22 protein-coding genes are annotated in these 24,898 nt (G+C 49.0%); 21 read left to right on the top strand and 1 reads right to left on the bottom strand.

The genetic code is table 11. From position 1 onward, the window contains the following. Positions 1-156 precede the first annotated feature (156 nt). The 9 genes from DWX91_RS03010 to DWX91_RS02970 all read left to right on the top strand — a co-directional run bounded on the left by DWX91_RS03010 (position 157) and on the right by DWX91_RS02970 (position 12,269). Positions 157-1,059: a LysR family transcriptional regulator gene (locus DWX91_RS03010; RefSeq protein ID WP_107000149.1), complete on the top strand. Its 903-nt coding sequence runs from the start codon at positions 157-159 to the stop codon at positions 1,057-1,059. Between the two features lie 192 nt (positions 1,060-1,251). Continuing rightward, positions 1,252-2,667, top strand: coding sequence for a Wadjet anti-phage system protein JetA family protein (locus DWX91_RS03005; RefSeq protein ID WP_118472047.1), 1,416 nt, complete (start codon positions 1,252-1,254; stop codon positions 2,665-2,667). Positions 2,668-2,670: 3 nt separating this feature from the next. Then, complete coding sequence (locus tag DWX91_RS03000; protein ID WP_117796428.1) at positions 2,671-3,357, top strand: DUF4194 domain-containing protein; 687 nt, start codon at positions 2,671-2,673, stop codon at positions 3,355-3,357. Then, positions 3,332-6,592, top strand: coding sequence for an ATP-binding protein (locus DWX91_RS02995; RefSeq protein ID WP_118472046.1), 3,261 nt, complete (start codon positions 3,332-3,334; stop codon positions 6,590-6,592). The genes DWX91_RS03000 and DWX91_RS02995 overlap by 26 nt, the downstream gene beginning before the upstream one ends. Before the next feature lie 16 nt (positions 6,593-6,608). After that, positions 6,609-7,886 carry a Wadjet anti-phage system protein JetD domain-containing protein gene (locus DWX91_RS02990; protein WP_118472045.1) on the top strand — a complete coding sequence of 426 codons (1,278 nt, stop codon included), beginning with the start codon at positions 6,609-6,611 and terminating at the stop codon, positions 7,884-7,886. Positions 7,887-7,960: 74 nt separating this feature from the next. Then, positions 7,961-8,665 carry a FadR/GntR family transcriptional regulator gene (locus DWX91_RS02985; RefSeq protein WP_118472044.1) on the top strand — a complete coding sequence of 235 codons (705 nt, stop codon included), beginning with the start codon at positions 7,961-7,963 and terminating at the stop codon, positions 8,663-8,665. 181 nt (positions 8,666-8,846) lie between these two features. After that, positions 8,847-9,635: an electron transfer flavoprotein subunit beta/FixA family protein gene (locus DWX91_RS02980; RefSeq protein ID WP_118293258.1), complete on the top strand. Its 789-nt coding sequence runs from the start codon at positions 8,847-8,849 to the stop codon at positions 9,633-9,635. An 11-nt stretch (positions 9,636-9,646) separates the two neighbouring features. Beyond that, positions 9,647-10,834 carry an electron transfer flavoprotein subunit alpha gene (locus tag DWX91_RS02975; protein ID WP_118293257.1) on the top strand — a complete coding sequence of 396 codons (1,188 nt, stop codon included), beginning with the start codon at positions 9,647-9,649 and terminating at the stop codon, positions 10,832-10,834. Between the two features lie 28 nt (positions 10,835-10,862). Beyond that, the gene (locus tag DWX91_RS02970; RefSeq protein ID WP_107000143.1) at positions 10,863-12,269 is read left to right on the top strand and encodes an FAD-binding oxidoreductase; all 1,407 of its coding nucleotides are present in this window, start codon (positions 10,863-10,865) and stop codon (positions 12,267-12,269) included. A 190-nt stretch (positions 12,270-12,459) separates the two neighbouring features. Here the strand turns inward: DWX91_RS02970 and DWX91_RS02965 are convergent, their stop codons facing one another. Further along, the gene (locus tag DWX91_RS02965; RefSeq protein ID WP_182431266.1) at positions 12,460-13,062 is read right to left on the bottom strand and encodes a YcxB family protein; all 603 of its coding nucleotides are present in this window, start codon (positions 13,060-13,062) and stop codon (positions 12,460-12,462) included. A gap of 455 nt (positions 13,063-13,517) precedes the next feature. Here DWX91_RS02965 and dctP point away from each other — a divergent pair, with 455 nt between their 5' ends. The 12 genes from dctP to pckA all read left to right on the top strand — a co-directional run bounded on the left by dctP (position 13,518) and on the right by pckA (position 24,474). Then, on the top strand, positions 13,518-14,231 hold the full coding sequence (gene dctP / locus DWX91_RS02960; RefSeq protein ID WP_118482026.1) for a TRAP transporter substrate-binding protein DctP: 714 nt from the start codon (positions 13,518-13,520) through the stop codon (positions 14,229-14,231). Then, a complete protein-coding gene (locus DWX91_RS02955; RefSeq protein ID WP_118491971.1) occupies positions 14,219-14,422 on the top strand; it encodes a hypothetical protein in 204 nt (67 codons plus the stop codon). The genes dctP and DWX91_RS02955 overlap by 13 nt, the downstream gene beginning before the upstream one ends. Then, complete coding sequence (locus DWX91_RS16535; protein WP_182435050.1) at positions 14,419-14,592, top strand: hypothetical protein; 174 nt, start codon at positions 14,419-14,421, stop codon at positions 14,590-14,592. Before DWX91_RS02955 ends, DWX91_RS16535 begins: the two co-directional genes overlap by 4 nt. Positions 14,593-14,990: 398 nt before the next feature. Next, positions 14,991-15,491 (top strand): TRAP transporter small permease, encoded by a 501-nt coding sequence (locus DWX91_RS02950; RefSeq protein ID WP_118472040.1) that lies wholly within the window; start codon positions 14,991-14,993, stop codon positions 15,489-15,491. Beyond that, positions 15,491-16,801, top strand: a complete 1,311-nt coding sequence (locus DWX91_RS02945) for a TRAP transporter large permease (RefSeq protein WP_182431265.1) — start codon at positions 15,491-15,493, stop codon at positions 16,799-16,801. The genes DWX91_RS02950 and DWX91_RS02945 overlap by 1 nt, the downstream gene beginning before the upstream one ends. 197 nt (positions 16,802-16,998) lie before the next feature. Continuing rightward, the gene (locus DWX91_RS02940) at positions 16,999-17,700 is read left to right on the top strand and encodes an MgtC/SapB family protein (protein WP_118472039.1); all 702 of its coding nucleotides are present in this window, start codon (positions 16,999-17,001) and stop codon (positions 17,698-17,700) included. A gap of 125 nt (positions 17,701-17,825) precedes the next feature. Next, positions 17,826-19,265, top strand: a complete 1,440-nt coding sequence (locus DWX91_RS02935; protein WP_118472038.1) for an NAD(P)/FAD-dependent oxidoreductase — start codon at positions 17,826-17,828, stop codon at positions 19,263-19,265. A gap of 2 nt (positions 19,266-19,267) precedes the next feature. Continuing rightward, the gene (locus DWX91_RS02930) at positions 19,268-20,533 is read left to right on the top strand and encodes an NAD(P)/FAD-dependent oxidoreductase (RefSeq protein WP_022359839.1); all 1,266 of its coding nucleotides are present in this window, start codon (positions 19,268-19,270) and stop codon (positions 20,531-20,533) included. Then, complete coding sequence (locus DWX91_RS02925) at positions 20,533-20,895, top strand: DUF1667 domain-containing protein (protein ID WP_118472037.1); 363 nt, start codon at positions 20,533-20,535, stop codon at positions 20,893-20,895. The genes DWX91_RS02930 and DWX91_RS02925 overlap by 1 nt, the downstream gene beginning before the upstream one ends. A gap of 212 nt (positions 20,896-21,107) precedes the next feature. Beyond that, a complete protein-coding gene (locus DWX91_RS02920; RefSeq protein ID WP_022359841.1) occupies positions 21,108-21,920 on the top strand; it encodes an HAD-IIA family hydrolase in 813 nt (270 codons plus the stop codon). Between the two features lies 1 nt (position 21,921). Next, positions 21,922-22,482, top strand: coding sequence for a glycerol-3-phosphate responsive antiterminator (locus DWX91_RS02915; RefSeq protein ID WP_118472036.1), 561 nt, complete (start codon positions 21,922-21,924; stop codon positions 22,480-22,482). Positions 22,483-22,869: 387 nt separating this feature from the next. Beyond that, the gene (pckA, locus tag DWX91_RS02910; RefSeq protein WP_022359843.1) at positions 22,870-24,474 is read left to right on the top strand and encodes a phosphoenolpyruvate carboxykinase (ATP); all 1,605 of its coding nucleotides are present in this window, start codon (positions 22,870-22,872) and stop codon (positions 24,472-24,474) included. The last annotated feature ends 424 nt before the right edge of the window (positions 24,475-24,898 follow it).

Below are 24,898 nucleotides of genomic sequence, written 5' to 3'. Positions count from 1 at the left end.
CTTACGGCACTTTCGGTTCCAAAAGTGCCTACCCGTGAACAGTAACAATTGAAAACTCTTTTCTAATCATCATTATAAAGCCTTCCTTGTGGTTTGTGAAAATCTAGTTTATAATAGAAATATGACAAAATGTAATATTCTAAAAGGAGGTGCGGAATGGATGCCAAAAAACTGGAAATATTGATGACGGCGGTAGATCTTGGAAGTTTTTCGAAAGCATCCGAGGTAGTTGGCTACACGCAGTCGGGGCTGACCCATCTGGTGGACAGCCTGGAGCGGGAGATTGGATTTCCGTTGATCCGCCGCAGTTACAGCGGCATCGCGCTGACGGAGGCGGGAGAAAACCTGTTGCCGGATATCCGCCAGTTTTTGCAGGCAAATGCCACCCTGGAAAATAAGATTCAGGCGGTGCGGGAACAGCAGGAGGAGTCGATCCGTGTGGCGGCATATGCGAGCATCGCGATGTACTGGATGCCGGAGATTTTATACCGGTTCCGCCGCCTCTGCCCGAAGGTGGACGTTGATCTCCGCATGGTCGATCATGCGCTGGAACCATTTGAATTATTACAGAGCGGAAAGACGGATGTCATTTTTGCGAGCAGACAGAAAGAACCGAAATGCGAGTGGATTCCGCTGTATCATGAACTTTTGTATGCGATTCTGCCAAAGCAGTATCCCTTAAATGGGCGCAAAGAATTTCCGCTGCGTGAATTTGAAGGAAAAGATTTCCTGATGCCTTACGGGCGGTTTGACATCGATGTACACGCCGCATTTGCAAAAGAGGGAGTCAGGGCAAAGGAGCAGTCTGTCTATGTGGATGATGAGACGGTGATCCGCATGGTGGGAAAAGGGCTGGGCATTTCAATGATGTCTGAACTGATGATCCGCGGAAATACTGAAGATGTCTACTGCGTTCCGGTTTCCCCGACCTGCATCCGGGAAATAGGAATGGGTATGAAGCCGGGGGCGGAGGAAAGTGAAAGCATTGCGAAGCTGACGAAATGTGTGATGCAGTTTGTGAGTACGTTAAATAAAGGAAGAAACGTCTCTTTGAAATAACCGGAATCAAAGTCCAAACAGTCCCAGCCTTGCCATTTTCCCGGTATAGAGTATATAATTATTAAGAAGAAACGACTGAGACTGCCGGCTTTTCGTTTTTTGGAAGAGCTGGTAGTTAGGTGTTTTCAGATATTGAAATATTCAGGAAAATCAGAAACATAAATACAGATAAATATATGGAAGGAATACACCGTGAGTATAAATAAAAACCTTTTTGATGCTCTCCCAATCGGCTTTTTCAACTGCCTGGCAAGCGGCAGCAGCAACCGCATTTATTCGGACTGTCTTCTGCTCATTTATCATGAGTATGACCGGGAGATCACCTACCGCATTGCCCGCAGCCGCATCCGGGATGCGCTTGCCATCTATCTTCTGGAGAATCACATTGATTATTTGGACGATGAGATGACAACCGACCGGAATTACAACCAGCTTGCCAATTCCGTGATCCGCAAATTCTGCTCGAAAGAGGTCGGATGGCTGGAGGAGGACACGGACGATGCGACGTATGAGAAGCATATCATGATGACGGAGCAGGGCGTCTTTCTGGCAGAATTTCTCCAGAAGATGATGAAGCCGGAGTGGGAAGAATTTTCAAGTTATATTTTCAATATTTATAATATTTTGCAGAATCCCGACCAGTGGGAACCGGATATCTATGTCAATGCGCTGCGCTCGGTCTACCGCAACGCGAAACAGCTCTCCGGTGCGCTCAAGCGCCTGGCGACCTTTATCAAAAAAATCATCGAGCGGATGGTGCGCGAGGAAAGCCTGGAAAGTCTGACCGAGAACGTCCTCGAATACTGTGAGGGCGATTTTATCCGCGAGTACGCGCGTCTGACAAAACAGCAGAATATTCATATGTACCGTTCCTTTATCCGGTCAAAGCTGGAAGCGATGCGGAACCGGCAGGAGCTGTTTGAGGGTCTGGTGGCGGGATGCGCGAAGGAAGAAGAACTGGAACACATTGAGGCGGAGAATAAGGTGCTGGATATGATCCAGACGATTCTGCAGTTTTTCTCAGTCGATTACGACCAGATCATGCGGGATATCAAGCATAAAATTAATATCTATTTACAGATTGCGATTGGACGCGCGAGATTTCTTCAAAACCGGGACAGCGATGTGCGCGGGCATGTCGAGCAGACGATCCGCGTGATTGCGGCGGAGATGAACACACTCGGTTGGAAGGAAGAACTGCCGGAGTCGATGAACGGGTTGTTTTTGCTGGAAAATAATGAGTTTATCGATACTGACTCGATCCGCTATCCGCGACGGGAGCAGATGATCCGCGAAGCAACCTATGCAAAGCTGGAAGAAATGACACAGGAGGACATCGATCGTGCGAGGAAGGCACAGGAGAGGGAGGCAGAGAACCCGTATTCGAAGGATAAGATGAAGAATTATCTGGAGGCGCTTTTAGGAGATCGGACGGAGATATCCAGCGAGGAGGTTCCGATGAAGAGCAAGCGGGATCTTTTAAGCGCGCTCTCGGCGGTTGCCTATGGTTCGGAAAATGGGTATGAGATACAGGCGGAGGATGGTTATCTGGAAACGCAGCAGATGCTTCTGCGGCGCTTTAAAATCGAACGCCGGAAGGAGAAATAAAACATGGGATTTGAAGAAATATGGAATGAATATACATCCTCTGAGAAGGACATGTTCCAGAAAAGTGTCAGGCGTCTTCTGAAGCAGACCTTTATCGTGCGCGACCGTGACGAGGACAGCAAAAAAGCGTACTATTTTGTCTCCAAGCGTTCGGAACCATTTTCGGCGTACCTGGGATATATCGGATATGATATTGTAATTGACCGGGAAAATGGCGTGATTATGCTGCAGAACTGCCGGGATCTCGGCGAGAATGGAAAACTGCAGATCAACCATGTGACACTCAAAAAGATGGAGAGTGTGGTTTTATGCTGCCTCTGGACTCTTTATGCGGACCGGGTGCGTTCTGGAAGTCTTTCGAAAAATATTGAGATTTCGGTGACCGATCTGCGCTATGAGATGGAAAAATATGGCATTCGGGATCAGATTGACAAGAGCAGTTTTGCATCGATTCTGACGCTGTTTACCAAATATCAGCTTCTGCAGGTGATTGGAAAGCTCGGCGAGGAGGACTGCCGGATCTGTCTTTATCCGTCGATGCAGTTTGTGCTGGAACCACAGGAGTTTGGCAAATTTGTGGAAAATGTCAACCGGCGGATGCAGGAAAAGTGGAGCCGTGAGGACGAATGGGAAACGGAGCTGACAAAAGAGGAGGAAGACGGCGATGAAGAATCAGACGATCATGAATAGGAAATCGGCGAAAAAACTTTTGATGGTCCAGTGGTCGCGTTTCCAGAATGTCTGTATCGAGCTGGAAGGTTCGACCCTGGTGACCGGTGTCAACGGAAGCGGAAAATCGACGGTGCTTGATGCGATGACCTATCTCCTGACGGGCAACACGCAGTTTAACAAGGCGGCGAAGGACCGAGACCGGACGGTGCTTGGCTATGTGCGCGGCGACACGCGCAGTAATGGTGAGGCGCGTTATTTGAGAAATGGCAGCGTTGTCAGCTATATTGCGATGGAATTTTCCGATCCGACGCTGGGAGTGCCGCTCACGGTTGGAGTATGCATTGAGTCTCCAAGTGAGTCTGGCAAGCCGGTCAGCAGCTGGTTTATCTGTCCTGGGGCGGCGATTGACGATATCGATTTTACACGGATTGAGGGAAATGCACTCCGCATCACGCCGAAAAATGAGCTGACAGTGAATGGCGAGGCGATGAAGCTTTCCTCTTTTATGGGACGGGACCGCGGCACGGAGGCGGTACTCCGGGCACTGGGACTCCGCGTGGACGCAGTCAAATACCGGACAAAGCTTCTGAAAATGATGGCATTTAACCCGGAAAATAATATCGACCAGTTTATTCAGGACTGTGTCCTGGAACCGGGAAAAGTCCAGTCGCTGGAGGAACTGCGCGAGCAGAAGCGCCAGTTTGAGCGCCTGCGGGAACTCTATGAGAGTCTCAGACAGGGCAAAATCCAGCTCGAAGAGGTGCTTCGCCAGAGTGATGAATACGAGAAGAAAAAGCGGGTACTCCGCATCCGGGAGCTGATGCTTTCGTATCAGGCGCTCCGGGAGAAGGAAGAGGAAGAAAAGCAGACGAAAAACCGTTATCAGGCTTTAAAAGACCAGTACGGGCGCCTGACCGAGCGGGCGGGAGAGCTCGCAAGACAGCAGGAAGCCGCACAGGAACGCCTGCGAATTGCAGAAAATAACGATATGGTCAAGGGAATGCAGGAAAGCCTGGATTCCCTGAAACGCCAGATCGAGGAAGCGGATCGTGAGAAAAAGAACTGGGAGGACAAGCTGGCGCAGATTTTGAAATTGAAGAAGAAGATAAGCGCGCTTATCAAGCTTCTGGAAGCAGATCTTCCGTCCTTATCCTCGGAAAACACCTATCTGGAGACATTGGAACAGGCGGATGGGGAGACGGCGAAGAAGCGGGAGGCGTTTGACGCATTCCGCGAGAAGGTGCACCGTCAGGACGGCATCTATGAGGAAAATAAGATCCACCTGCAGGATCAGTGTAAAGAGCGCGAAAAAGAGATAGGGGCGCTGCAGGAGAAGATCCGCCGTCTGGAATCGAATATCCTTGTGTTCCCGGCGGAGGTGGAAAATGCCCGGAATAAGATTCAGAGAGGGTTAGAAAAACAGGGTATCCAGACAGAGGTCCACATTTTTGCCGAATTGGTCCAGGAGGTGACCGCTCCGGAGTGGAGAAAGGCGGTTGAGACATTTCTGGGAAGAAAGCGTTTCTATATCATCGTGGACGGCGCGCACTGCCATAAGGCGATGCAGATTTTACAGAAAGAGCGGATCTATGATGGAAATGTCGTGATCACGGATAAGCTTCCAGAAACAGAGGCGGTGGAAGGTTCCGCGGCGGAGATTCTGCGGATCCCGAACGTCTATGCGAGACGTTACGCCAATTATCTGTTAAACGGCATTCATCTATGTGAAAACCTGGAAGAGCTGCATGAATACCCGAAGGGCGGACTCATGCGGGATGGCATGCTGGCGAAGAGCTATGCGGTTGCGATGATGGATATGAGACGGACCGAGCTGTGTCTCGGCGCAGACGCGATCCGCTGCCAGCTGGAACAGTCCAGAAAAGAACTGGAAGAATTACAGGTGGTTCAGCGGGCCGATAAAGAGGCACTTTCACAGGTTATCAAATACCGTGATGCGATCAAGGAGATCGACTGGGACGGCGGACACTACGATTTTGGCGCGGCATATGGGCTGAGGGACTGCGGAAAGCGCAGGGACAGCCTGGTAAAGGACCGCGAGGAGATCGAGGCAAATCCGGACTTTACCGCAGTCCTGAAAGAACTGGAGACGGCGGGACGGCTGGCACGCGAGGCAAATGAGAGTGTGAACCAGAACCAGAGTGAGCTCGGCGGCTGTAAGAATGATTTAAAGGGCTGCGAAGGAACACTGGGCCGTATCAGCACGGAGATCTATTTATGCCAGAAGGCATATGAGGAAAAATGCCTTGTCAACATGGAACTCAAAGAGGTGATGCTGGAGGAATATAACCGCGAAAGCGAGAAGCGCGGCACGATCCGCGTGACGACACAGCTTTCCATCGACAAGAGCAAAAATATGCTGGCAGAGCGGGAGCGCCAGCTGGAGGACGCACAGCTGGCGTATTGCCGCCTGGCGGGAATCGACGTCGGAAAGCGCGGCATCGGTTACATCCCGTGGTACCGGGAAGAATACCGGAACCTGGCGCACGTCAAGGTGGAGGAAGCCCAGCAGAAGCTGCAGGAGCAGGCAGGACGACTGGAGAGCGCGTTTATGAACGATTTCGTGGCGGAGATTGACGAGAATGTCCGCGAGGCAAAACGTGAGATGGACGCGATCAACCGCGAACTGCGCCATATGCCGTTTGGCAACGATACCTACAAGTTTGTGATGAAAGAAAAGCCAGACCGCGCTCTCTTCTTCCGCATCTGCAGGCGTCTGGAAAAATATATGAGTTCCCCGCAGGTCTATATGAATTCGGCGCGCGACGACGAGGAGATGGAGAATGATATTCAGGAGTTTATGAGTATCATTCTGGCGGAAGAAGATGAGTGGGAATACACGGATTACAGGAGATATTTCTCTTACGATATGGAGATCAGCAGCCGTCAGGGACAGACTGAGATCACGGCAGAGTTATCAAAAAAACAGGGTTCCGCCAGCAACGGCGAGAAGCAGACCCCGTATTTCATCATTCTGGCGGCGAGTCTTTTGCAGTGCTACCCGGCAAACACCTGCTGCGCCCGTCTGGCATTCATCGACGAGGCATTCTCGGCATTGTCGAGAGAGCGGATCGAGCAGATGGTCCGTTATTTCGAAGAAAATCACTTCCAGGTATTCTATGCAGCCCCGCCGGAGAAGATCAACAGTATCGGTCAGTTCATCGATTCAACCGTCAGCCTGATCGTGACAGGACGGTATACGAATGCGGTAGAAGGATTGGTGAAGCAGGCATAGGAAACGAGGAGAAAAAATGGCGGATCGGAAAGAGTGGAAAGAACAGCTTTTAAGTAAATTGCTGGATCAATACGAAAAAAGCGTCACCTACGCCGGTGAAAACAAGGTAAAACAAGTGTTTTCGGTCAAACCATCCGATATTTTCAAGGGCTACAACAAAGATTTTCTCCCGCCGGAACAGTTTTTCCAGGAAAAAGAATTTGAACGACTGATCCGTCAGATGGAATCGGAGGGACTTATTCATGTAGTTCCTCCGAATACTGGTATTCTCCGTCAGATCTGTGCTGTCCCGGAACGCTGGGAAGATTACTATGCCTGCCTGAACCGGACAGAAAAGAATATTCTAAAAAAACGGCTGGAAGAGGTTTATCATCGCTTCTGCCAATGCGATTTATTGGAGGCATATGGAAAAGAAAAGCTTCAGACACTGAAAAACAGCCGTGCGAGAAAGCTGGATGAAAAGAAGGTAGAAAAAGAGATAACCGAGGCAGAAGCTATCTGGAATCTGGTGCAATTTTTAAAAGAAAATCAGGAAAAGCAGAGAACTACGCTGGAGCGGGAAATGTCAGAGGCAGTTCTGCATGACAGTAAACAGTGGGAAAAGATATACCGGAAAAAGGTGTGTGGAATTTTGGAGTACACGGGGCGGTATGATGAACCGCTTGCGGAGCTGGAAGAAGAACGGGAGCGGCAGACGGCGCTTCTGGAGGAATTTTACATTTATTCCAATCCGGCGTATATCTATCTGAAAGGGGATGCGCGGATCTGCCTTGAAGATGGACGCGAACTTCGGATTTATCACGATCTGCCGATGTCGATCCCTTTTGAGACATTCCAGAAGGCAAAAAGCATCCACATCCGGGATGCAGCGCTGATGACGGTGGAAAATCTGACCTCGTTTCATCGGCTGGAGCGGGAACACATATTTTACCTGTTTCTGAGTGGTTACCATACCCGCACGAAACAGGCGCTTTTGCAGCGGATCGCCAGAGAAAATCCGGGACTTTCCTGGTATCATTTTGGAGATCTCGATCCAGACGGTCTGGCGATCGCGGGACATCTGATCCGAAAGACGGGACTGCCGTTTCAGCTGTGCGCTATGGGCGTGCAGGAATTGCAGCGGTTTCAGACATATGCGAAGCCATTGGAAGCACCCGATCGGGCGAAGGCGGAAGCGATGATAAAACAGGGCAGCAGCTATGCGGGAATATTGCGGTATATGTTGGAGCACAACTGTAAATTGGAGCAGGAGATTATAAGCTGGCAGGAGACGAGATTGGAGAGCTTTCTGTAAAAAGAATCTTTTCGGTTCAATCCGGATTTTTATATATGATATGATAAAGACAAAGTGAAAGGAATGCAGCGTCTATGGAAAAACAGGAAAAAGCCTACAAAGGCGTCATCGAATATTTCAAGAACCGCATCATGGCGGGCGAGCTGCGTCCGGGGGAGAAGCTTCCTCCGGAGCGGGAGATTGCGCAGATGCTGGAAGTCAGCCGCAATTCCGTCCGGGAAGCGCTGCGGATCATGGATATGACGGGAGTGATTTCCTCCCAGCAGGGATCGGGGAATTACATCACTTGTGAATTTCAGAAAAGCATTGCGGAGACGATGGGGATGATGTTTGCTATGTCCCAGATTAATTATCAGCAGATCAGCCAGATCCGCTATGCGCTGGAACAGCAGGCGTTTGCCCTGGCGGTTGAACATGCGTCGGAGAGCCAGATGGACGCGCTGGAAGAACTGGTAAAACGTCTTGACCGGAGCATGGACGAGCAGGAAAACGCCCGGATTGACAAACAGATCCATTTTACACTGGCGCTGGCGTCGGGAAATGTGCTGCTGCTCAATATTTTAGAGGCGTGTTCCGGCGTGATCGATACCTTCATCCGGAATATGCGCGCGGAAATTCTGCGGACAAAAGAGGCGAAAGAAGCACTGAATCTCTGTCACCGGCAGATTGCGGAAGCGCTGCGGAACAAAGATAATGCAGCGGGGAAGGGTGCACTGGACCGGCATTTCCGGATGATAGATGAAATTTTGGAAAAACATGAAAAAACACATTCTATGTGAAAAGATAAACAATCGTTGACAACTAGAACGCAGCCCACTATACTAACGAATAAAGAAAATTGGTTCTACCAAAATTCTTTTTCTTTTCAATAAATTGGTAGAACCAATATGCGGATTAAAAATTCTTTACATCCATCATTTAAAGATTTTTACAAAGCATCCATATGAAGGAGGAAACAGAATGAAGATTCTTGTCTGTATCAAACAGGTACCGGAAAGCAATAAAGTAGAAGTCGATCCGGTTACCGGCGTGCTGAAACGAGACGGCGCGGCTTCGAAGATGAACCCATACGATCTGTACGCGCTGGAGACGGCGTTCCGGATCCGGGAAGAAGTGGGCGGAAGTGTTCACGTCATTTCCATGGGACCGCCGCAGGCGCAGCAGGTGATCCGCGAGGCATTTGCGATGGGCGCGGACGGCGGAACGCTTTTATCGGATCGCAAATTTGGCGGTGCGGATGTACTGGCGACCAGCTATACACTTGCGCAGGGCATCAAGAGCTGCGGTGATTTTGATCTGATCCTCTGCGGCAAACAGACAACGGACGGCGACACCGCGCAGGTTGGTCCGGAGATCTCCGAGTGGCTGAATATCCCGAGCGTGGCAGATGTTGTCAGGATCAATCAGATTGATGAGGACGGCATCACCGTCAGCATGGATCTGCCGGAAGAGGTCGAGGTGGCGAAAGTGCAGTTCCCGTGTCTCTTAGCCGTTGACAAGGACATTTTCCAGCCAAGACTTCCTTCGTATGTCCGGAAAATGAACACGAAAGACCGTGAAATCCGGATTCTTTCCCTGGCGGATATGGATGATAAAGACGCGATGCACTATGGACTCAATGGTTCCCCGACGCAGGTTCAGCGCATTTTCCCACCGGCTGTCAATGACAAAAAGGAAATGTGGGACGGAAGCGGCGAAGAGCTGGCGGACCGGCTGTATCAGAAGATCGTGGATATGAAATTCGTGTAGGAGGTGGAATCATGGCTGAGTTAATCATACATCAGGACAAAATCCCGGATAATCAGGAACTTATCAAGCTCTGTCCGTTCGGGGCGATGGAAGAAAAAGACGGAAAGGTGACGATCAGCGCCGCCTGTAAAATGTGCCGTCTCTGCGTGAGAAAAGGTCCGAAGGGCGCGGTTGAATATGTAGAAGACGCGGTAAAACCGAGCATCGATAAGAGTGCATGGAAGGGCATTGCCGTTTACGTAGATCACGTGGATGGAAAGGTGCATCCGGTTACATTGGAGCTTCTTGGAAAAGCAAGAGAACTTTCCAAGGTAACGGGACATCCGGTTTACGCCCTGTTTATGGGAAATGGAATCGAAGCGGCTGCACACGAACTGCTTCATTATAATGTAGATAAAGTATTCGTCTATGATGCACCGGAACTGGCACGTTTCCAGATCGAGCCGTACACGGCTGTTTTTGAAAACTTCATCCAGACAGTAAAACCATCGTCTATTCTCGTCGGTGCGACCACGGTCGGCAGACAGCTGGCGCCGCGTGTGGCTGCCCGTATGAAAACAGGTCTGACCGCGGATTGTACGATCCTGGAAATGGATGAAAATACTGATTTATCCCAGATCCGACCGGCTTTTGGCGGCAATATCATGGCGCACATCAAGACCCCGAACCACCGTCCGCAGATGGCGACCGTGCGCTATAAGATCATGAACGCACCGGAGCGTGCCGAGAAAGAGAGCGGTGAGATTGTGGTCTGTACAATTGAGAAGGAAAAACTGCTTTCCCACGTGAGGGTTCTGGATATCGTAGAAAAGCCGAAGGAAACCTTTATCGAAAATGCTGACGTCCTGGTGGTAGCCGGACGAGGCGTGAAGAAGCCGGAAGATTTGAAAATGCTGGAAAAACTGGCAGATCTGCTGGGAGGTCAGCTTGCCTGCACCCGTCCGATGGTGGAAGCCGGATGGCTGGATGCCAAGTGCCAGATCGGTCTGAGTGGCCGTACGGTCCGCCCAAAACTCATCATCACCTGCGGCGTGTCCGGTGCGGTCCAGTTTACTGCCGGCATGAATCACGCGGAGACGATCGTCGCGATCAATAAAGATCCGAAAGCGCCGATTTTCAAGACGGCACATTACTGCCTGACTGGTGATCTCTATGAGATTCTCCCGAGACTGATTGAGAAGATTGAGATGGGAAGATAAAGATTCACAGGAAGGAGAGCAGGATATCATGGGAAATTACAAGAAAATAGATAAAGATGATATTTTATATATAAAAAACACAATTCAGGATGACGAGCGTGTCCTCGTAGGTGAAAATATCAACGAAGAGTACAGCCACGATGAGCTGAGCGGCACCAGCAGTTATCCGGATGTGGTGGTAAAGGCAAAATCAGCCGAAGAGATCGCGGCGATCATGAAATATGCATACGAAAATACGATTCCGGTGACACCGAGGGGCGCCGGAACGGGTCTGGTTGGTTCTTCGGTTCCGATGGAACATGGCATTATGATCGATACCACCCTGATGAACCAGATTCTCGAATTGGATGAGGAAAACCTGACGGTCACGGTGGAACCGGGCGTCCTTTTGATGGAATTGTCCGCCTATGTAGAAGATCACGATTTCTTCTACCCGCCGGATCCGGGTGAGAAATCAGCGACCATCGGCGGCAACATCAGCACGAATGCGGGCGGTATGCGTGCGGTCAAATACGGTGTGACGAGAGACTATGTCATGGGGCTGGAAGTGGTTCTGCCGGATGGCACGATCACTCAGTTTGGAGGCAAAGTCGTAAAGAATAGTTCAGGCTATGACTTGAAAGATCTGATTATTGGTTCCGAGGGAACGCTTGGCTTTATTACCAAGGCGATCTTAAAGCTTCTGCCGCTTCCGAAGCGTGTCATCAGCCTTCTGATCCCGTTCCCGACCCTGAAACAGGCGATCGACACCGTCCCGGTTATCATCAAATCTAAGACGATCCCGACCGCGATCGAGTTCATGCAGCGGGAAGTGATTGAAGACGCCGAGGAGTATTTAGGAAAAGCGTTCCCGGATAAACAGTCGGATGCGTATCTGCTTTTGAAATTTGATGGTAATTCCACCCAGGAGATCGAAGAAGCGTATGACAAGGTGGCCAAGCTCTGCCTGGAACAGGGCGCACTGGACGTGCTGATTTCCGATACCCAGGAGCGTGAGGAATCCATCTGGAAAGCCAGAGGCGCTTTCCTGGAGGCAATCAAGGGATCCACGACTTACATGGATGAGGTCGATATGGTTGTTCCGAGAAGCCGCGTCAATGAGATGGTGACGTATCTGCACGATCTCCACAATGAAATTGATATCCGCATCAAGAGCTTCGGTCATGCGGGCGACGGAAATCTGCACGCCTACATCCTGAAAGACGATTTGAGTGATGAAGAGTGGGAAAAACGGATGTCTGCTGCAATGGAGAAGATCTATCAGAAGGCCCATGAACTCGAAGGTCAGGTGTCCGGCGAGCACGGCATCGGATATGCGAAAAAGCCGTATTTAAGAGAATCCCTGCCGGAGAAGAACCTGGATCTGATGAACGGAATCAAGAAAGTGTTCGATCCGAAGAATATTCTGAATCCGCATAAGGTGGCGCAGAGATAGAAGAAAATAACTGCATTGATATTTTTTTTGAGCACCACGCGGTAAGGCTGATTCTAGGAACTGCAGAAGATTTTTGGCAGAAAAACAGAATAGAACAGCAGGTTTTTGAGAAAGCCACGATCTGAATCAAAGAGTTCAAATCGTGGCTTTTTATAGTTGTTGAACTATTTTATAGTTTATATCTATCGACCTATCTTTTCTTCTTCAACGCCTGCATCACCCGAACCAGCGGAATCGTCTTCCTATAAATCCGTTTCCCACTCTTATTTTCCAAAAATTCCCGAAACGCGCCAATTGCTTTCAAATTCTGGCTCTCATCCGAATTTGAACGGGACCCCGCGCTTGCGTCAATCCCCTTTTTCGGCACCATATACCCGCCGTAGGAATCGCGGAACAGATAGAAATAATCGCGGTCCTCACCCAGCTTTTCAAATTCATTGTAAGCCAGTGTGCTTTCGCGGGTGTTTTTCGGAAGAGAATAGACTTCCAGATGATTTTCACAGAATTCATAGCGGGATGCCGGGAACGGCATGCCGCTTTTTTGGATCTGTTCGGCGAGCTTGTGGGCGGTGTGGTTGGCGGAGCTGTAGGTGCTGGTCGTCAGATAGCAGCCGTAGGCGGCTAAGAGGATGCCCCACCACTCGCTTAGATTGATGATACCTCCGGCGATGAACAGGATGCTTAAAATTGTCCGCGTGATCCGGTTGGAAACGCAGAAGAGATCGTACTGCATCCGGGACAGGGATTCGAAGGTTTTTTCGTTGTGGTGCATTTCTATCTTATAGTAAATCATGGTAAGCCCTTTCATATAAAAAATCAATCATCACCTATATAAAAACAGTATATAGAAGCATAGAAAATATCTTAAGAAGTAGTATACTGTTTCTTCCCTGTTTCCGCAACTGGATCTGTTAAATCTGTAATGTTGATAAAAAATAAACAAGATTGTTACAAAAATATCACACAAAAATCGACTAAAATCGAGAAAAAATTATATAATTTCGACAAAATAGCTTGCCTAATCGTAAAATAAGTGTTAAAATTAGGTAAAAGATGAATAAAGAACCAAAAGCAGAGACGAAGAGATGCGCCATGGTTAGAAACAGCTGGAAAAGACTGTTTTTTAAAAATGGTGCTATTTTTTTGCCTAAATGCTGAAATGGTAATTTATTTAGAAAGTAGTAGAAACTGTTGATGAACCGGTCAGAAAGATGACTGGGGGAGGTTAAGAAAAAGGAGAGAAAACGTATGAGAAAAGTATTATCAGTAGTACTGGCAGCGACGATGGCGATGAGCCTGGCGGCCTGCGGCGGCAGCGGCGCAAAGACTGACACAAAGGCAGCAGACGCAGGAACGGCAGCAGGTGACGAGGCATCTGCAGATGATTACTACATCACCATCAAGTTTTCCAACGTATTCCAGCCGGCAGAGTGGAACTACAAAGCCAGCGAATATCTGGCAGACCTGGTAAAAGAGAAGACCGATGGTCATATCACTCTGGAGTATTACGGACAGAACCAGCTTGACTGCTACGCGGAGTCTGTAGCACAGGCACACAACGGCGCTGTCTGGATGGGTCTGGAGGAGCCGTCCTACTTTGCTGATTACATCGGCGATTACAACGTATTAGTTGGACCGATGCTTTACAAGAACAATGCAGAGTATAATGCAGTGATGGATTCTGATATTGTAAAAGATCTGAATGCAAAACTGGCAAGCGAGCACAACATCCACGTTCTGGATACACATTATTCGTTCGGATTCAGAAGCGTATGTACGAACAAGGTAGTTGAGAAACCGGCTGACTTAAATGGTCTGATCATGCGTTCGACCGAGTCTCCGCTGTTTGTTAAGACGATTACCTGTCTGGGTGCTACCCCGTCTGCAATGAGCTTTACGGAGTGCTTATCTGCTATGTCCAGTGGTGTTGTTGATGGTTTCGAGGTTCCATCTCCACCCTGAAGGATACAGGTGCTTATGAGTACACCAAGAAAGTTGCAAACACGAACCACTTCATCGCAACCCGTTGGTTATTCATGGCTGAGGACGTATATCAGTCCATCCCGGAAAAATGGAGAAACATCCTGGATGAGTGCTGTGTAGAAGCTGGTAAGTGGGAGCAGGAAAATGCTGAGAACGACGAAGCTCCATGATCGAGTTCCTGAAAGACAAAGGCGTTGAGTGGAATGATGTAGATGTTGATGCATTCACAGAGGCTTGTGCTCCGGTTTACGACTGGATCGTAGACGAGTACGGCGCAGATCCGGAACTTCACCAGAAGCTGGTTGATTTCCTGAATGACTACCGTGCAAACAACGAATAATGTAAATTATTCCGAACAAATACAGTATTTTAAAGCAATTATGAAATAGTAAAAACGTAACGGTTATCAGAACCGCTGCGGAGAAGAAAGTATATCTGCCCGGGCTGTCAGAACGAAGAAGATTGTCTGAGGTCCGGGCAGGCTTCCGACAAACGTATAGTGCCGGAAATATGAAACTGCTGGTAACTGTTCAGTAGGTCTGCGCATTTACTGCGCTGACCGTACGAAAACATGGGCCAGCAGGCAAAAATCCCATTGCCGTAGGCAATTTTTAATGGATTTTTGCGCGTGACTGTGAAGGTACTGAACAGTTACAACTGCTGGAATGATGACTGTATGACAGAACAGTCGTCGGTTATGCAAAACTGACTGCCATTATGAATGCATGAGGATAGACTATGGAAAAGAAAAAAATCACACTGGGGTCGGTGCTGGTAAACCTGGATGCAATTATTACCTGCGTGACACTGACACTCTGTACAATCGTTGTAAACGCAAACGTCCTTATGCGCTATTTCCTGAAAAGACCGTTGTATTGGTCGGAAGAGGTCGCTACGGGGCTCTTCGTCTGGACCGTCTTTATTGGAAGCGCATATGCGTACCGTAAGCACGCACATCTGGGCGTAGACATCCTGATCAACATTCTTCCGGAGAAGATAAGAAAAGTTGTTAAGGTTATTATGGATCTTCTGGAGCTTGCCACTCTGATTATGCTGACCAGAACAAGTATCCAGTATGTGATGAACACGATGGATAAGCTGACGAATACGCTGCGTGTTCCGAGCTGGTATATTTCCGGCGCGGTTCCGATCGGATTTGGGCTTTCACTGATTTTCTGTATTTACTTTTTGGTTAAGGATATTATCAAGGTATTTAAAGGGAAAGGGGGAAATGACTGATGGGACTCGAATTAATTGAACTCGTTCCGATTTTTATGGTATTTATTCTCTATTTCCTGGGAATGCCGATTGTATATGCGCTGTTTGGTTCAACCTTCTTTTATTTTACATTTATTGATACAACCAGTAAAAACTGGCTGATCTTACAGAAGGTTATGACCTCTACACAGTCGTTCTCGATGTTAGCGATTCCATTTTTCGTTATGGCTGGTTCCGTCATGAACTACGGCGGCATCAGTGACAAGATGATGGATTTCGCGGAAGTGCTGACCGGTCATATGAAAGGCGGTCTGGCACAGGTAAACGTAGTACTTAGTATGCTGATGGGCGGATGTTCCGGTTCGGCCAACGCAGATTGTGCGATGCAGTCCAAGATGCTGGTTCCGGAGATGGAGAAGAGAGGTTACTCCAAGGCGTTCTCCGCAGCGATCACAGCGGCTTCCTCGGCTGCTACACCGGTTATTCCGCCGGGAGTAAACCTGATCGTTTTTACCCTGATTGCACAGATTTCCCTGGGTCGTACGTTTGCGGCTGGTTATATTCCGGGTATCCTGATGGCAATCTCGATGATGATCGTTGTTTCGATTATTGCGCATAAGAGAAACTACCCGACCACCCGTGAAAAATTCCCGTCTCTGAAAGAAATCGTGAAACAGGGTATTACCTCTTTCTGGGGTCTGTTCTTCCCGTTTGGTATCATTCTGGGAATGCGTTTTGGCATGTTTACCCCGTCTGAGGGCGGTGCGGTAGCCGTTCTTTACTGTATTATTATCGGACGTTTCGTTTACAAGAAACTGTCCCTGAAAGAGCATCTGGTTCCGATCCTGCTTGACAGTATCGCCGGTACTTCCAGCGTTGTCCTGATCATGGTTGCAGCGAATGTATTCGGTTATTACATGACCTGGATCAACCTGCCGAGAGTCGTGGCAACTGCTATGTTAAGCCTGACAACCAACAAGTGGCTGTTCCTTATGGCATGCAACGTGATTCTTCTGATTATGGGTATGTTCCTGGAAGGCGGTGCGGCGCTGATGATTATCACACCTCTGCTGCTTCCGGTTGCAAGACAGCTTGGAATCAATGATTACCACTTTGGACTGGTAGCGATCGTTAACATCATGATCGGTGGTATTACACCTCCGTTCGGTTCGATGATGTTCACGACCTGTGGTATCACGGGATGTCCGATCAGTGAGTTCCTGAAGGAAGTATGGCCATTTATCGTGTCCCTTCTGGTTGTTCTTCTGCTTCTGACTTTCTGCCCGTTCTTAATTACATGCGTACCGGATCTTCTGTACGGCGCAGCATAGAAACAGATTGACAAAACGTTAATAAATTGGATATAATAAAGCCTGTGAGATTAAGAGCAGAAAGGCAAACGTAGAAATACGGATGCTTTCTGCTCTTTTTTGTTCCATAAAAGATACCGATATCGGTCATGGAAAGTCTTGTGGAGCAAAAAAGAGCTGTGTTTTAGAAGTTTTACGGGCTGGCAGAGGGAGAAAAAATGGCAGTTTGGAAATGGATTGTGGAGACGGCGGCAACCTGGACAGCGGTCGGCATCTGGATTCGCCTGCTGTTTTCACTGGCAGTGGGAATGTTCATTGGAATTGACCGTGGTCTGAAACGGCGCGGTGCGGGCATCAAGACGCATGTGCTGGTCTGCCTGGGTTCAGCGCTTGTCATGTTGACGAGTGAATATATGTTCCGGACATTTCCATCTGCGAAAGCGGACATGGCGCGGATGGGCGCGCAGGTTATCAGCGGCGTCGGATTTTTAGGAGTTGGCACGATCATGGTAACCGGGCGTAATCAGGTGCGTGGACTGACCACAGCGGCGTGTCTCTGGGTCTGCGCCTGTGAAGGACTGGCAGCCGGTATCGGATTTGTGGACGGCGCGTTTTACGGTCTGATTCTGATTGCGGTTACCTTGAAGCTTCTGACACGCGTGGATTCAATGATTCATGAGCATGCGAAGGTGTTCGATTTTTATCTGGAATTTACCAGCAGCCGGTGTGTTGGGGCGTTCATGGATACCATGCGTTCCAAGGATGTGAAAATCGTGTCTTTTGATATTGCCAAGAATAAGTTAAAGGGCGAGGGTCCCTCCGCGACGATGTCGGTGGAGGTGCAGGACAAGTCGCTCCGGAAAACGCTTCTGGGCGACATTCAGGCGATGGAGGAGATCCGGTTTGCAGAGGAGCTGTAGCAGCTAAAGGGTTCAGATGGACTTACGCACGAAATGCAGCAGAAATAGGATGAATTATCTAAACAAACAGGATAGTTGAAACGAGAACAAGAAAACATTTAGTATAAATAATGGAGGATCACAGTATGAACGGAAATACATACGACGTAGTGATTATCGGAGGCGGCGTCATCGGCAGCAGTATCGCCAGAGCGCTTTCGAAATATGAGTGCCGCACCGTGCTTCTGGAAAAAGAAGAGGATGTCTGCTCCGGCACATCGAAGGCAAACAGTGCTATCGTCCATGCGGGCTATGACGCAAAGACAGGTTCTTTAAAAGCAAAGCTCAATGTAAAAGGCAACGCCATGATGGGAGATTTATCCAAAGAACTCGATTTTGATTTCAAGCGGAATTCCTCCCTGGTACTCTGCTTCGCAGAAGAGGACCGCCCGGCGCTGCAGGCACTCTATGAGAGAGGCGTGGCAAACGGTGTGCCGGATATTTCCATTCTGACCGGCGATGAGGTCCGCAAGATGGAGCCGAACGTCAGCGGGGAGGTTGTGGCAGCGCTCTATGCACCGACCGGCGGCATCGTATGTCCATTTGGTCTGACGATCGCGCTGGCAGAGAATGCCTGTGATAACGGCGTTGAATTTGTATTCAACACAAAAGCAGAAAAAGTTGAAAAAACGACAGAAGGATACCGTGTGATAACCAACAACGGTGTCTTCGAGACAAAATATGTCGTGAACGCAGCCGGCGTGTATTCTGACGAGATCCACAACATGGTTTCGGAAAAGAAGCTTCACATTGTGCCGCGCCGCGGCGAGTACTGCCTGCTCGATAAAGAGGCTGGCAACCACGTATCAGCGACCGTATTCCAGCTTCCGGGCAAGTATGGCAAGGGAATCCTCGTCAGCCCGACGATTCACGGAAATCTCTTAGTCGGACCGACCGCGGTGGATCAGGAAGATAAGGACGGAACCTACACGACCGCCGAGGGACTGGCAGAGGCATGTGAGAAGGCAACCAAGAGTGTCAACAACATTCCGTTCCGTCAGGTCATCACTTCCTTCTCCGGCCTGCGTGCCCATGAGGACGGCGATGATTTCATCATCGGTGAGGCGGAGGACGCACCGGGCTTCTTTGATGCAGCCGGAATCGAGTCTCCGGGACTTTCCTGCGCACCGGCGATCGGTGAATATCTGGCTGGGATGATCGAGGAAAAAGCTGGATTTGGCAAGAATCCGAATTTCAATCCGATCCGCAAGGGCATCGTGAAAGCAGCACGTTTAAATACGGAAGAACGCGCAGAACTGATCCGCAAGAACCCGGCATACGGCGCAATCGTCTGCCGCTGCGAGACAATCAGCGAGGGGGAGATCGTGGATGCGATCACCCGTACACTCGGCGCACGCTCGATGGATGGAATCAAACGGCGCGTCCGTCAGGGTATGGGACGGTGTCAGGCAGGCTTCTGCACTCCGAGAGCGATGGAAATTCTCTCCCGTGAGACGGGAATCCCGATCACAGAGATCTGCAAAAACCGCAAAGGTTCCGAAATGATAAAAGGTGAGGAGGCATAACCATGATTCAGCATGACATTGTAATTATCGGCGGCGGTCCGGCTGGACTGGCAGCGGCAGCAGCGGCAAAGAAAAGCGGCGCAGAGGATATTCTGATTCTGGAGCGCGACAGCGTGCTGGGCGGTATCTTAAATCAGTGTATCCACAATGGTTTTGGTCTTCATACCTTTAAAGAAGAGCTGACCGGACCGGAGTATGCGGCACGTTATGAGGAAGAAGTGAAAAAGCTGGAAATTCCGTACCGCTTAAACAGCATGGTACTGGATATCAATAAAGACAAAGAGATCACAGTCGTAAGCCGCAGCGAGGGACTGGAGCTCATCAAGGCAAAAGCGATTATCCTGGCGATGGGATGCCGCGAACGTCCGAGAGGCGCCCTGAACATTCCAGGGTATCGTCCGGCAGGTATCTACACTGCTGGTACGGCACAGCGTCTCATGAACATCGAGGGTCATATGGTCGGTAAAGAAGTTGTCATCCTCGGTTCCGGCGATATCGGACTGATCATGGCGAGACGTATGACACTGGAGGGCGCAAAGGTTAAGGTCGTAGCGGAGCTGATGCCGTATTCGGGCGGTCTGAAGAGAAATATCGTACAGTGCTTAAACGACTTTGATATTCCGTTGAAGTTAAGCCATACGGTTGTGAATATCGAGGGAAAAGAGCGCGTGAAAGGCATCACGCTGGCACAGGTCGGACCGGACCGCAAACCGATTCCGGGTACCGAAGAGCACTATGACTGTGATACGCTTCTGTTATCCTGTGGCCTGATTCCGGAGAATGAGCTGACGAGAAATATGGGCGTGGCGATGAACCCGGTTACCTCCGGCCCAATGGTCAATGACCGTCTGGAAACAGGAATCGAGGGTGTATTTGCCTGCGGCAACGTGCTTCATGTACATGATCTGGTTGACTATGTATCCGAGGAGGCAGCGCTGGCAGGACAGAACGCAGCGAAATATGTGAAATCCGGCGAGACGAAGAAAGGTCACAGCGTGACACTCAAGGCAGAAAATGGCGTCCGCTACACAGTACCGCAGTCGATCGATACCGAGGCGATGGCAGACAAGCTGACCGTTCGTTTCCGTGTGGCAGATGTTTATAAAAACCGCAGCATTTCCGTTTATTTTGACGGAGAGCGTGTGAGCAGCCGCAAAAAACGCGTGCTGGCACCGGGTGAGATGGAGCAGGTGATCCTGACGAAGGAAAGTCTGGAGAAATATCCGGATCTGAAAGAAATAACCATTTGCACGGAGGTGGATGAGTGATGGAAGTAAGAGAACTGACCTGTATCGGATGTCCGCTGGGCTGTCAGCTCACTGTGACGATGGGAAATGGCGAGATCAAGGTAGAAGGAAATACATGCCCGCGCGGCGAGGCGTATGCAAAGAAAGAGGTAACCAATCCGACGAGAATCGTTACCTCAACGGTACGCGTCGAGGGCGGCACGATCGAGAGAGCAGCGGTCAAGACGGCTTCGGATATCCCGAAGGGCAAAATCTTTGATTGCATGAAGGAGATCCGCGCCGTGAAGGTGGCAGCTCCAGTGCATATCGGGGATGTGATTATCGCAGACTGCGCTGGAACCGGGGTTGCGGTTGTGGCGAGCAAGAATGTAGGGCGGGCGTAAAAAAACGTAAAAGTGACGCCGCCAGCCTGTCGCAGAATATAAAGATGAGAGATGGGAGGTTGTACAGACTCATAGAAGAGATTTGTACGGCTTCCCATTTTTGAAATTAAGATTTATGAAAAACCTGCTTGCATATTTGTGCAGGATTGGATAAAGTTGTTTTGGAAAAAATTTTAAATATTTACAAAGATAAAAATTACAAGGAGAGAGGCATGGAAAAACGTGAAATTTTAAAGGAGACAGAACTGTTTGTCCTCGATATGGACGGGACGTTTTATCTGGATACGGATGTGCTCGACGGGGCGTTGGATTTCCTGGAGGAAGTGAAGAAAGCAGGGAAGAGATATGTATTTTTTACGAATAATTCGTCGAAATCTCCGAAAACATATATTGACAAACTGGCAAAAATGGGGTGTTATATTAAAAGGAATCAGATCATTACATCCGGGGATGTGATGATTCAGTATCTGAAAGAGTATTATCCTGAAAAGAAAGTCTATCTGGTGGGAACGCCGGATCTGGAGGAGAATTTCCGTGAAAATGGCATTCTTCTGACAAGGGAGATGCCGGATGTGGTCGTGATTGGCTTTGATATGACATTGACCTATGAGAAGCTGGAGCGCGCCTGCACGTATATCCGCAACGGCGCTGTGTTCCTGGCAACGCATCTGGATATCAACTGCCCGACGAAGGATGGTTTTATCCCGGACTGCGGCGCAATGTGCGCGGCAATCTCCTTATCGACCGGAAAGGAGCCGAAGTATGTTGGAAAACCATTCAAGGAGACCGTGGATATGGTTTTGGAGATGACCGGGGCAAAGCGCGAGGCAATGTCGTTTGTCGGCGACCGGATCTACACGGATGTGAAAACCGGCGTGGTAAATGGGGCACACGGAATCCTGGTGCTGACCGGAGAGACGAAGCTGGAGGATGTACCGAAGGCGGATGTCGTGCCGGATGCGATTTTCACAGGGCTGAAAGAGATGGGAGAAATACTCAAGACTATGAGAGAAGAGGAAGCATAGAATGACAATGCTTGAATTACTGGAGGAATCTCCGATAATCGCAGCGATTAAGAGCTGGGAAGGGCTGGAAAAAAGTCTTAAATCTGAATGTAAGGTAGTATTTGTGCTGTTTGGCACGATCTGTGATATTGATCAGATTGTAGCGCGCATCAAGGACGCCGGGAAGGTGGCGATCGTCCACGTGGATATGATCCAGGGACTGAGCACCAAGAGGGTGGCGGTCGATTTTATCGCCCACAATACGCGGGCGGACGGTATTATCAGCACAAAAAATACACTGGTGGAACACGCGAAGGAGATGGGACTTTATGCGATCCAGAGAACCTTTGTTGTGGATTCGATCGCACTCGATACGTTGAAAAAACAGATCGAAATGTTCCGACCGGATGCAGTCGAGATCATGCCGGGAGTGATGCCGAAAATTCTTAAGATCATGCGCGAGTACACCGATATTCCGCTGATCGCCGGGGGACTGCTGTCTGACAAAAAAGATGTGATGGCGGCCTTTGAGGCGGGTACGGATGCCATTTCAGCGACGAATGAGGCGGTGTGGTACGTGTGATTTTAAAACTTAAACGATTTAGACGCTGTGAGTGACAGATATATTTGAAATAATGAAATTGATAAAAAAATATCAATCATTTCGCGATTTCGCTTGATTTTTTACCATGAATGCATTAGAATGATGAAGTAATCTCTTTTGGTAAAAATAGATAAAGAGAAGAAAAGGCGAGTTTTCGCATTGTACAAAATATAAGAACCGTGAAAAGGTAAAGCGGTTGCAAACTATACACATGTACAGTGGGGGACACTGAAATCCCCGGTTCGGTGAGAAATGTCAGACAAAATTCAAGTCGAACGTCCGTGAGATTGGCGCATGATTCTGGTCAGCGAGGCTGACAATTTCACACAGACGGGAGCCGCCGGATAACAGGAAAGGGGTATTAAGATGGCTAAGATCGATTTAAGCAAGTACGGAATCACAGGAACAACGGAGATTGTTTACAACCCTTCTTATGAGATGCTGTTTGAAGAAGAAACCAAACCGGAGCTGGAGGGCTATGAAAAAGGCCAGGTCAGCGAGCTTGGTGCAGTAAACGTTATGACAGGTATTTATACCGGACGTTCCCCGAAAGACAAATTCATCGTTATGGATGAGAACTCTAAGGACACAGTATGGTGGACTTCAGACGAGTACAAGAACGACAACCATGTAGCATCCAAAGAGACCTGGAACGCAGTAAAGGATATCGCTTTAAATGAGCTCTCCAACAAGAGACTGTTTGTAGTAGATGCTTTCTGTGGCGCAAATAAAGACACCCGTATGGCGATCCGTTTTATTGTGGAGGTTGCTTGGCAGGCTCATTTCGTAAAGAATATGTTCATCGTTCCGACCGACGAAGAACTGGCTGATTTCGAACCGGACTTCGTAGTATACAACGCTTCCAAGGCTAAAGTTGAGAACTACAAAGAGCTTGGATTAAACTCTGAGACAGCTGTTGTCTTCAATATCACAAGCCGCGAGCAGGTTATCATCAACACCTGGTACGGTGGAGAGATGAAGAAAGGTATGTTCTCCATGATGAACTACTACCTTCCGTTAAAGGGCATCGCTGCTATGCACTGCTCCGCTAACACCGACTTAAATGGCGAGAACACCGCTATCTTCTTCGGACTTTCCGGAACCGGCAAGACTACCCTTTCTACCGACCCGAAACGTCTTCTCATCGGTGATGACGAGCACGGCTGGGATGACAACGGTGTATTCAACTTCGAGGGCGGCTGCTACGCGAAGGTTATCAACCTGGATAAAGAGTCTGAGCCAGATATCTACAACGCTATCAGACGTGATGCACTGCTTGAGAACGTTACCCTGGATGAGAACGGCAAGATCGATTTCGCTGATAAGAGCGTAACCGAGAACACCCGTGTATCCTACCCGATCGATCATATTCAGAATATTGTACGTCCGGTATCCTCTGCACCGGCAGCTAAGAACGTTATCTTCCTGTCTGCAGACGCATTCGGAGTACTTCCGCCGGTATCTATCCTGACACCGGAGCAGACACAGTACTACTTCTTATCCGGATTTACAGCAAAACTGGCTGGTACCGAGCGCGGCATTACCGAGCCGACCCCGACCTTCTCCGCTTGCTTCGGACAGGCTTTCCTGGAGCTGCATCCGACCAAATACGCAGAAGAGCTGGTTAAGAGAATGGAGAAGAGTGGAGCAAAAGCTTACCTCGTAAATACAGGCTGGAACGGAACCGGCAAACGTATCTCCATCAAAGATACCCGTGGTATTATCGACGCTATCTTAAATGGTGACATCCAGAAGGCTCCGACCAAGAAGATCCCGTACTTCAACTTCGAAGTACCGACCGAGCTTCCGGGCGTAGATCCGGCTATCCTGGATACCCGCGATACCTATGCAAATGAGGCTGAGTGGGAAGAGAAAGCAAAAGATCTGGCAAGCCGTTTCATCAAGAACTTCGCTAAATACGAAGGAAACGAAGCTGGCAAGGCTCTGGTAAAGGCTGGTCCGCAGTTATAATGCCAGAAATAAATGGTAAATAAATCCAAGAGGTAAACCTGGTGAGATAGAAAACCTCCAGTTTGTTTGGATGAGAAATGTGATTCTCATTCGAATGGACTGGAGGTTTTTTGTTTCATAGGAAATTACATCCTATGAAACAAAAACGCTCCGCGAGGATGCACACTCGCGCGAAGCAGAAACATGTCGCAAGCGACCGCGCGAGACGCCCGGATGTGCCAAGGCGCATTCTTTTTACTGCTGCAAAACACATGTTTGGATTTGAGTATTTCGTGAAGCTGATGGTTATGCTATAATAGAAGCACTTAGTGAGTTTTTAACTGGATTTTCATATGTACGCTCGGAATCTTTCTGTGCTTGATTTTGTGAGATGATTTTTTACCAGTGGTGCTCAAATTTTAAATTCATAGAGAAGGGAGGAGCC

Source organism: Clostridium sp. AF22-10 (genome assembly GCF_003478725.1).
In the GTDB taxonomy this organism is placed as follows: domain Bacteria; phylum Bacillota; class Clostridia; order Lachnospirales; family Lachnospiraceae; genus Otoolea; species Otoolea fessa.
The sequence above is the reverse complement of the archived record's forward strand: the minus strand, read 5'-3'. Positions and strand labels throughout refer to the sequence as shown.

What these genes read in the sequence shown, in the direction of transcription:
- DWX91_RS03010 (WP_107000149.1), top strand. Translation starts at nt 157, where the DNA reads ATGGATGCCAAAAAACTGGAAATATTGATGACGGCGGTAGATCTTGGA.
- DWX91_RS03000 (WP_117796428.1), top strand. Translation starts at nt 2,671, where the DNA reads ATGGGATTTGAAGAAATATGGAATGAATATACATCCTCTGAGAAGGAC.
- DWX91_RS02995 (WP_118472046.1), top strand. Translation starts at nt 3,332, where the DNA reads ATGAAGAATCAGACGATCATGAATAGGAAATCGGCGAAAAAACTTTTG.
- DWX91_RS02990 (WP_118472045.1), top strand. Translation starts at nt 6,609, where the DNA reads ATGGCGGATCGGAAAGAGTGGAAAGAACAGCTTTTAAGTAAATTGCTG.
- DWX91_RS02985 (WP_118472044.1), top strand. Translation starts at nt 7,961, where the DNA reads ATGGAAAAACAGGAAAAAGCCTACAAAGGCGTCATCGAATATTTCAAG.
- DWX91_RS02980 (WP_118293258.1), top strand. Translation starts at nt 8,847, where the DNA reads ATGAAGATTCTTGTCTGTATCAAACAGGTACCGGAAAGCAATAAAGTA.
- DWX91_RS02975 (WP_118293257.1), top strand. Translation starts at nt 9,647, where the DNA reads ATGGCTGAGTTAATCATACATCAGGACAAAATCCCGGATAATCAGGAA.
- DWX91_RS02970 (WP_107000143.1), top strand. Translation starts at nt 10,863, where the DNA reads ATGGGAAATTACAAGAAAATAGATAAAGATGATATTTTATATATAAAA.
- DWX91_RS02965 (WP_182431266.1), bottom strand. Translation starts at nt 13,062, where the DNA reads ATGATTTACTATAAGATAGAAATGCACCACAACGAAAAAACCTTCGAA.
- dctP (WP_118482026.1), top strand. Translation starts at nt 13,518, where the DNA reads ATGAGAAAAGTATTATCAGTAGTACTGGCAGCGACGATGGCGATGAGC.
- DWX91_RS16535 (WP_182435050.1), top strand. Translation starts at nt 14,419, where the DNA reads ATGATCGAGTTCCTGAAAGACAAAGGCGTTGAGTGGAATGATGTAGAT.
- DWX91_RS02950 (WP_118472040.1), top strand. Translation starts at nt 14,991, where the DNA reads ATGGAAAAGAAAAAAATCACACTGGGGTCGGTGCTGGTAAACCTGGAT.
- DWX91_RS02945 (WP_182431265.1), top strand. Translation starts at nt 15,491, where the DNA reads ATGGGACTCGAATTAATTGAACTCGTTCCGATTTTTATGGTATTTATT.
- DWX91_RS02940 (WP_118472039.1), top strand. Translation starts at nt 16,999, where the DNA reads ATGGCAGTTTGGAAATGGATTGTGGAGACGGCGGCAACCTGGACAGCG.
- DWX91_RS02935 (WP_118472038.1), top strand. Translation starts at nt 17,826, where the DNA reads ATGAACGGAAATACATACGACGTAGTGATTATCGGAGGCGGCGTCATC.
- DWX91_RS02930 (WP_022359839.1), top strand. Translation starts at nt 19,268, where the DNA reads ATGATTCAGCATGACATTGTAATTATCGGCGGCGGTCCGGCTGGACTG.
- DWX91_RS02925 (WP_118472037.1), top strand. Translation starts at nt 20,533, where the DNA reads ATGGAAGTAAGAGAACTGACCTGTATCGGATGTCCGCTGGGCTGTCAG.
- DWX91_RS02920 (WP_022359841.1), top strand. Translation starts at nt 21,108, where the DNA reads ATGGAAAAACGTGAAATTTTAAAGGAGACAGAACTGTTTGTCCTCGAT.
- DWX91_RS02915 (WP_118472036.1), top strand. Translation starts at nt 21,922, where the DNA reads ATGACAATGCTTGAATTACTGGAGGAATCTCCGATAATCGCAGCGATT.
- pckA (WP_022359843.1), top strand. Translation starts at nt 22,870, where the DNA reads ATGGCTAAGATCGATTTAAGCAAGTACGGAATCACAGGAACAACGGAG.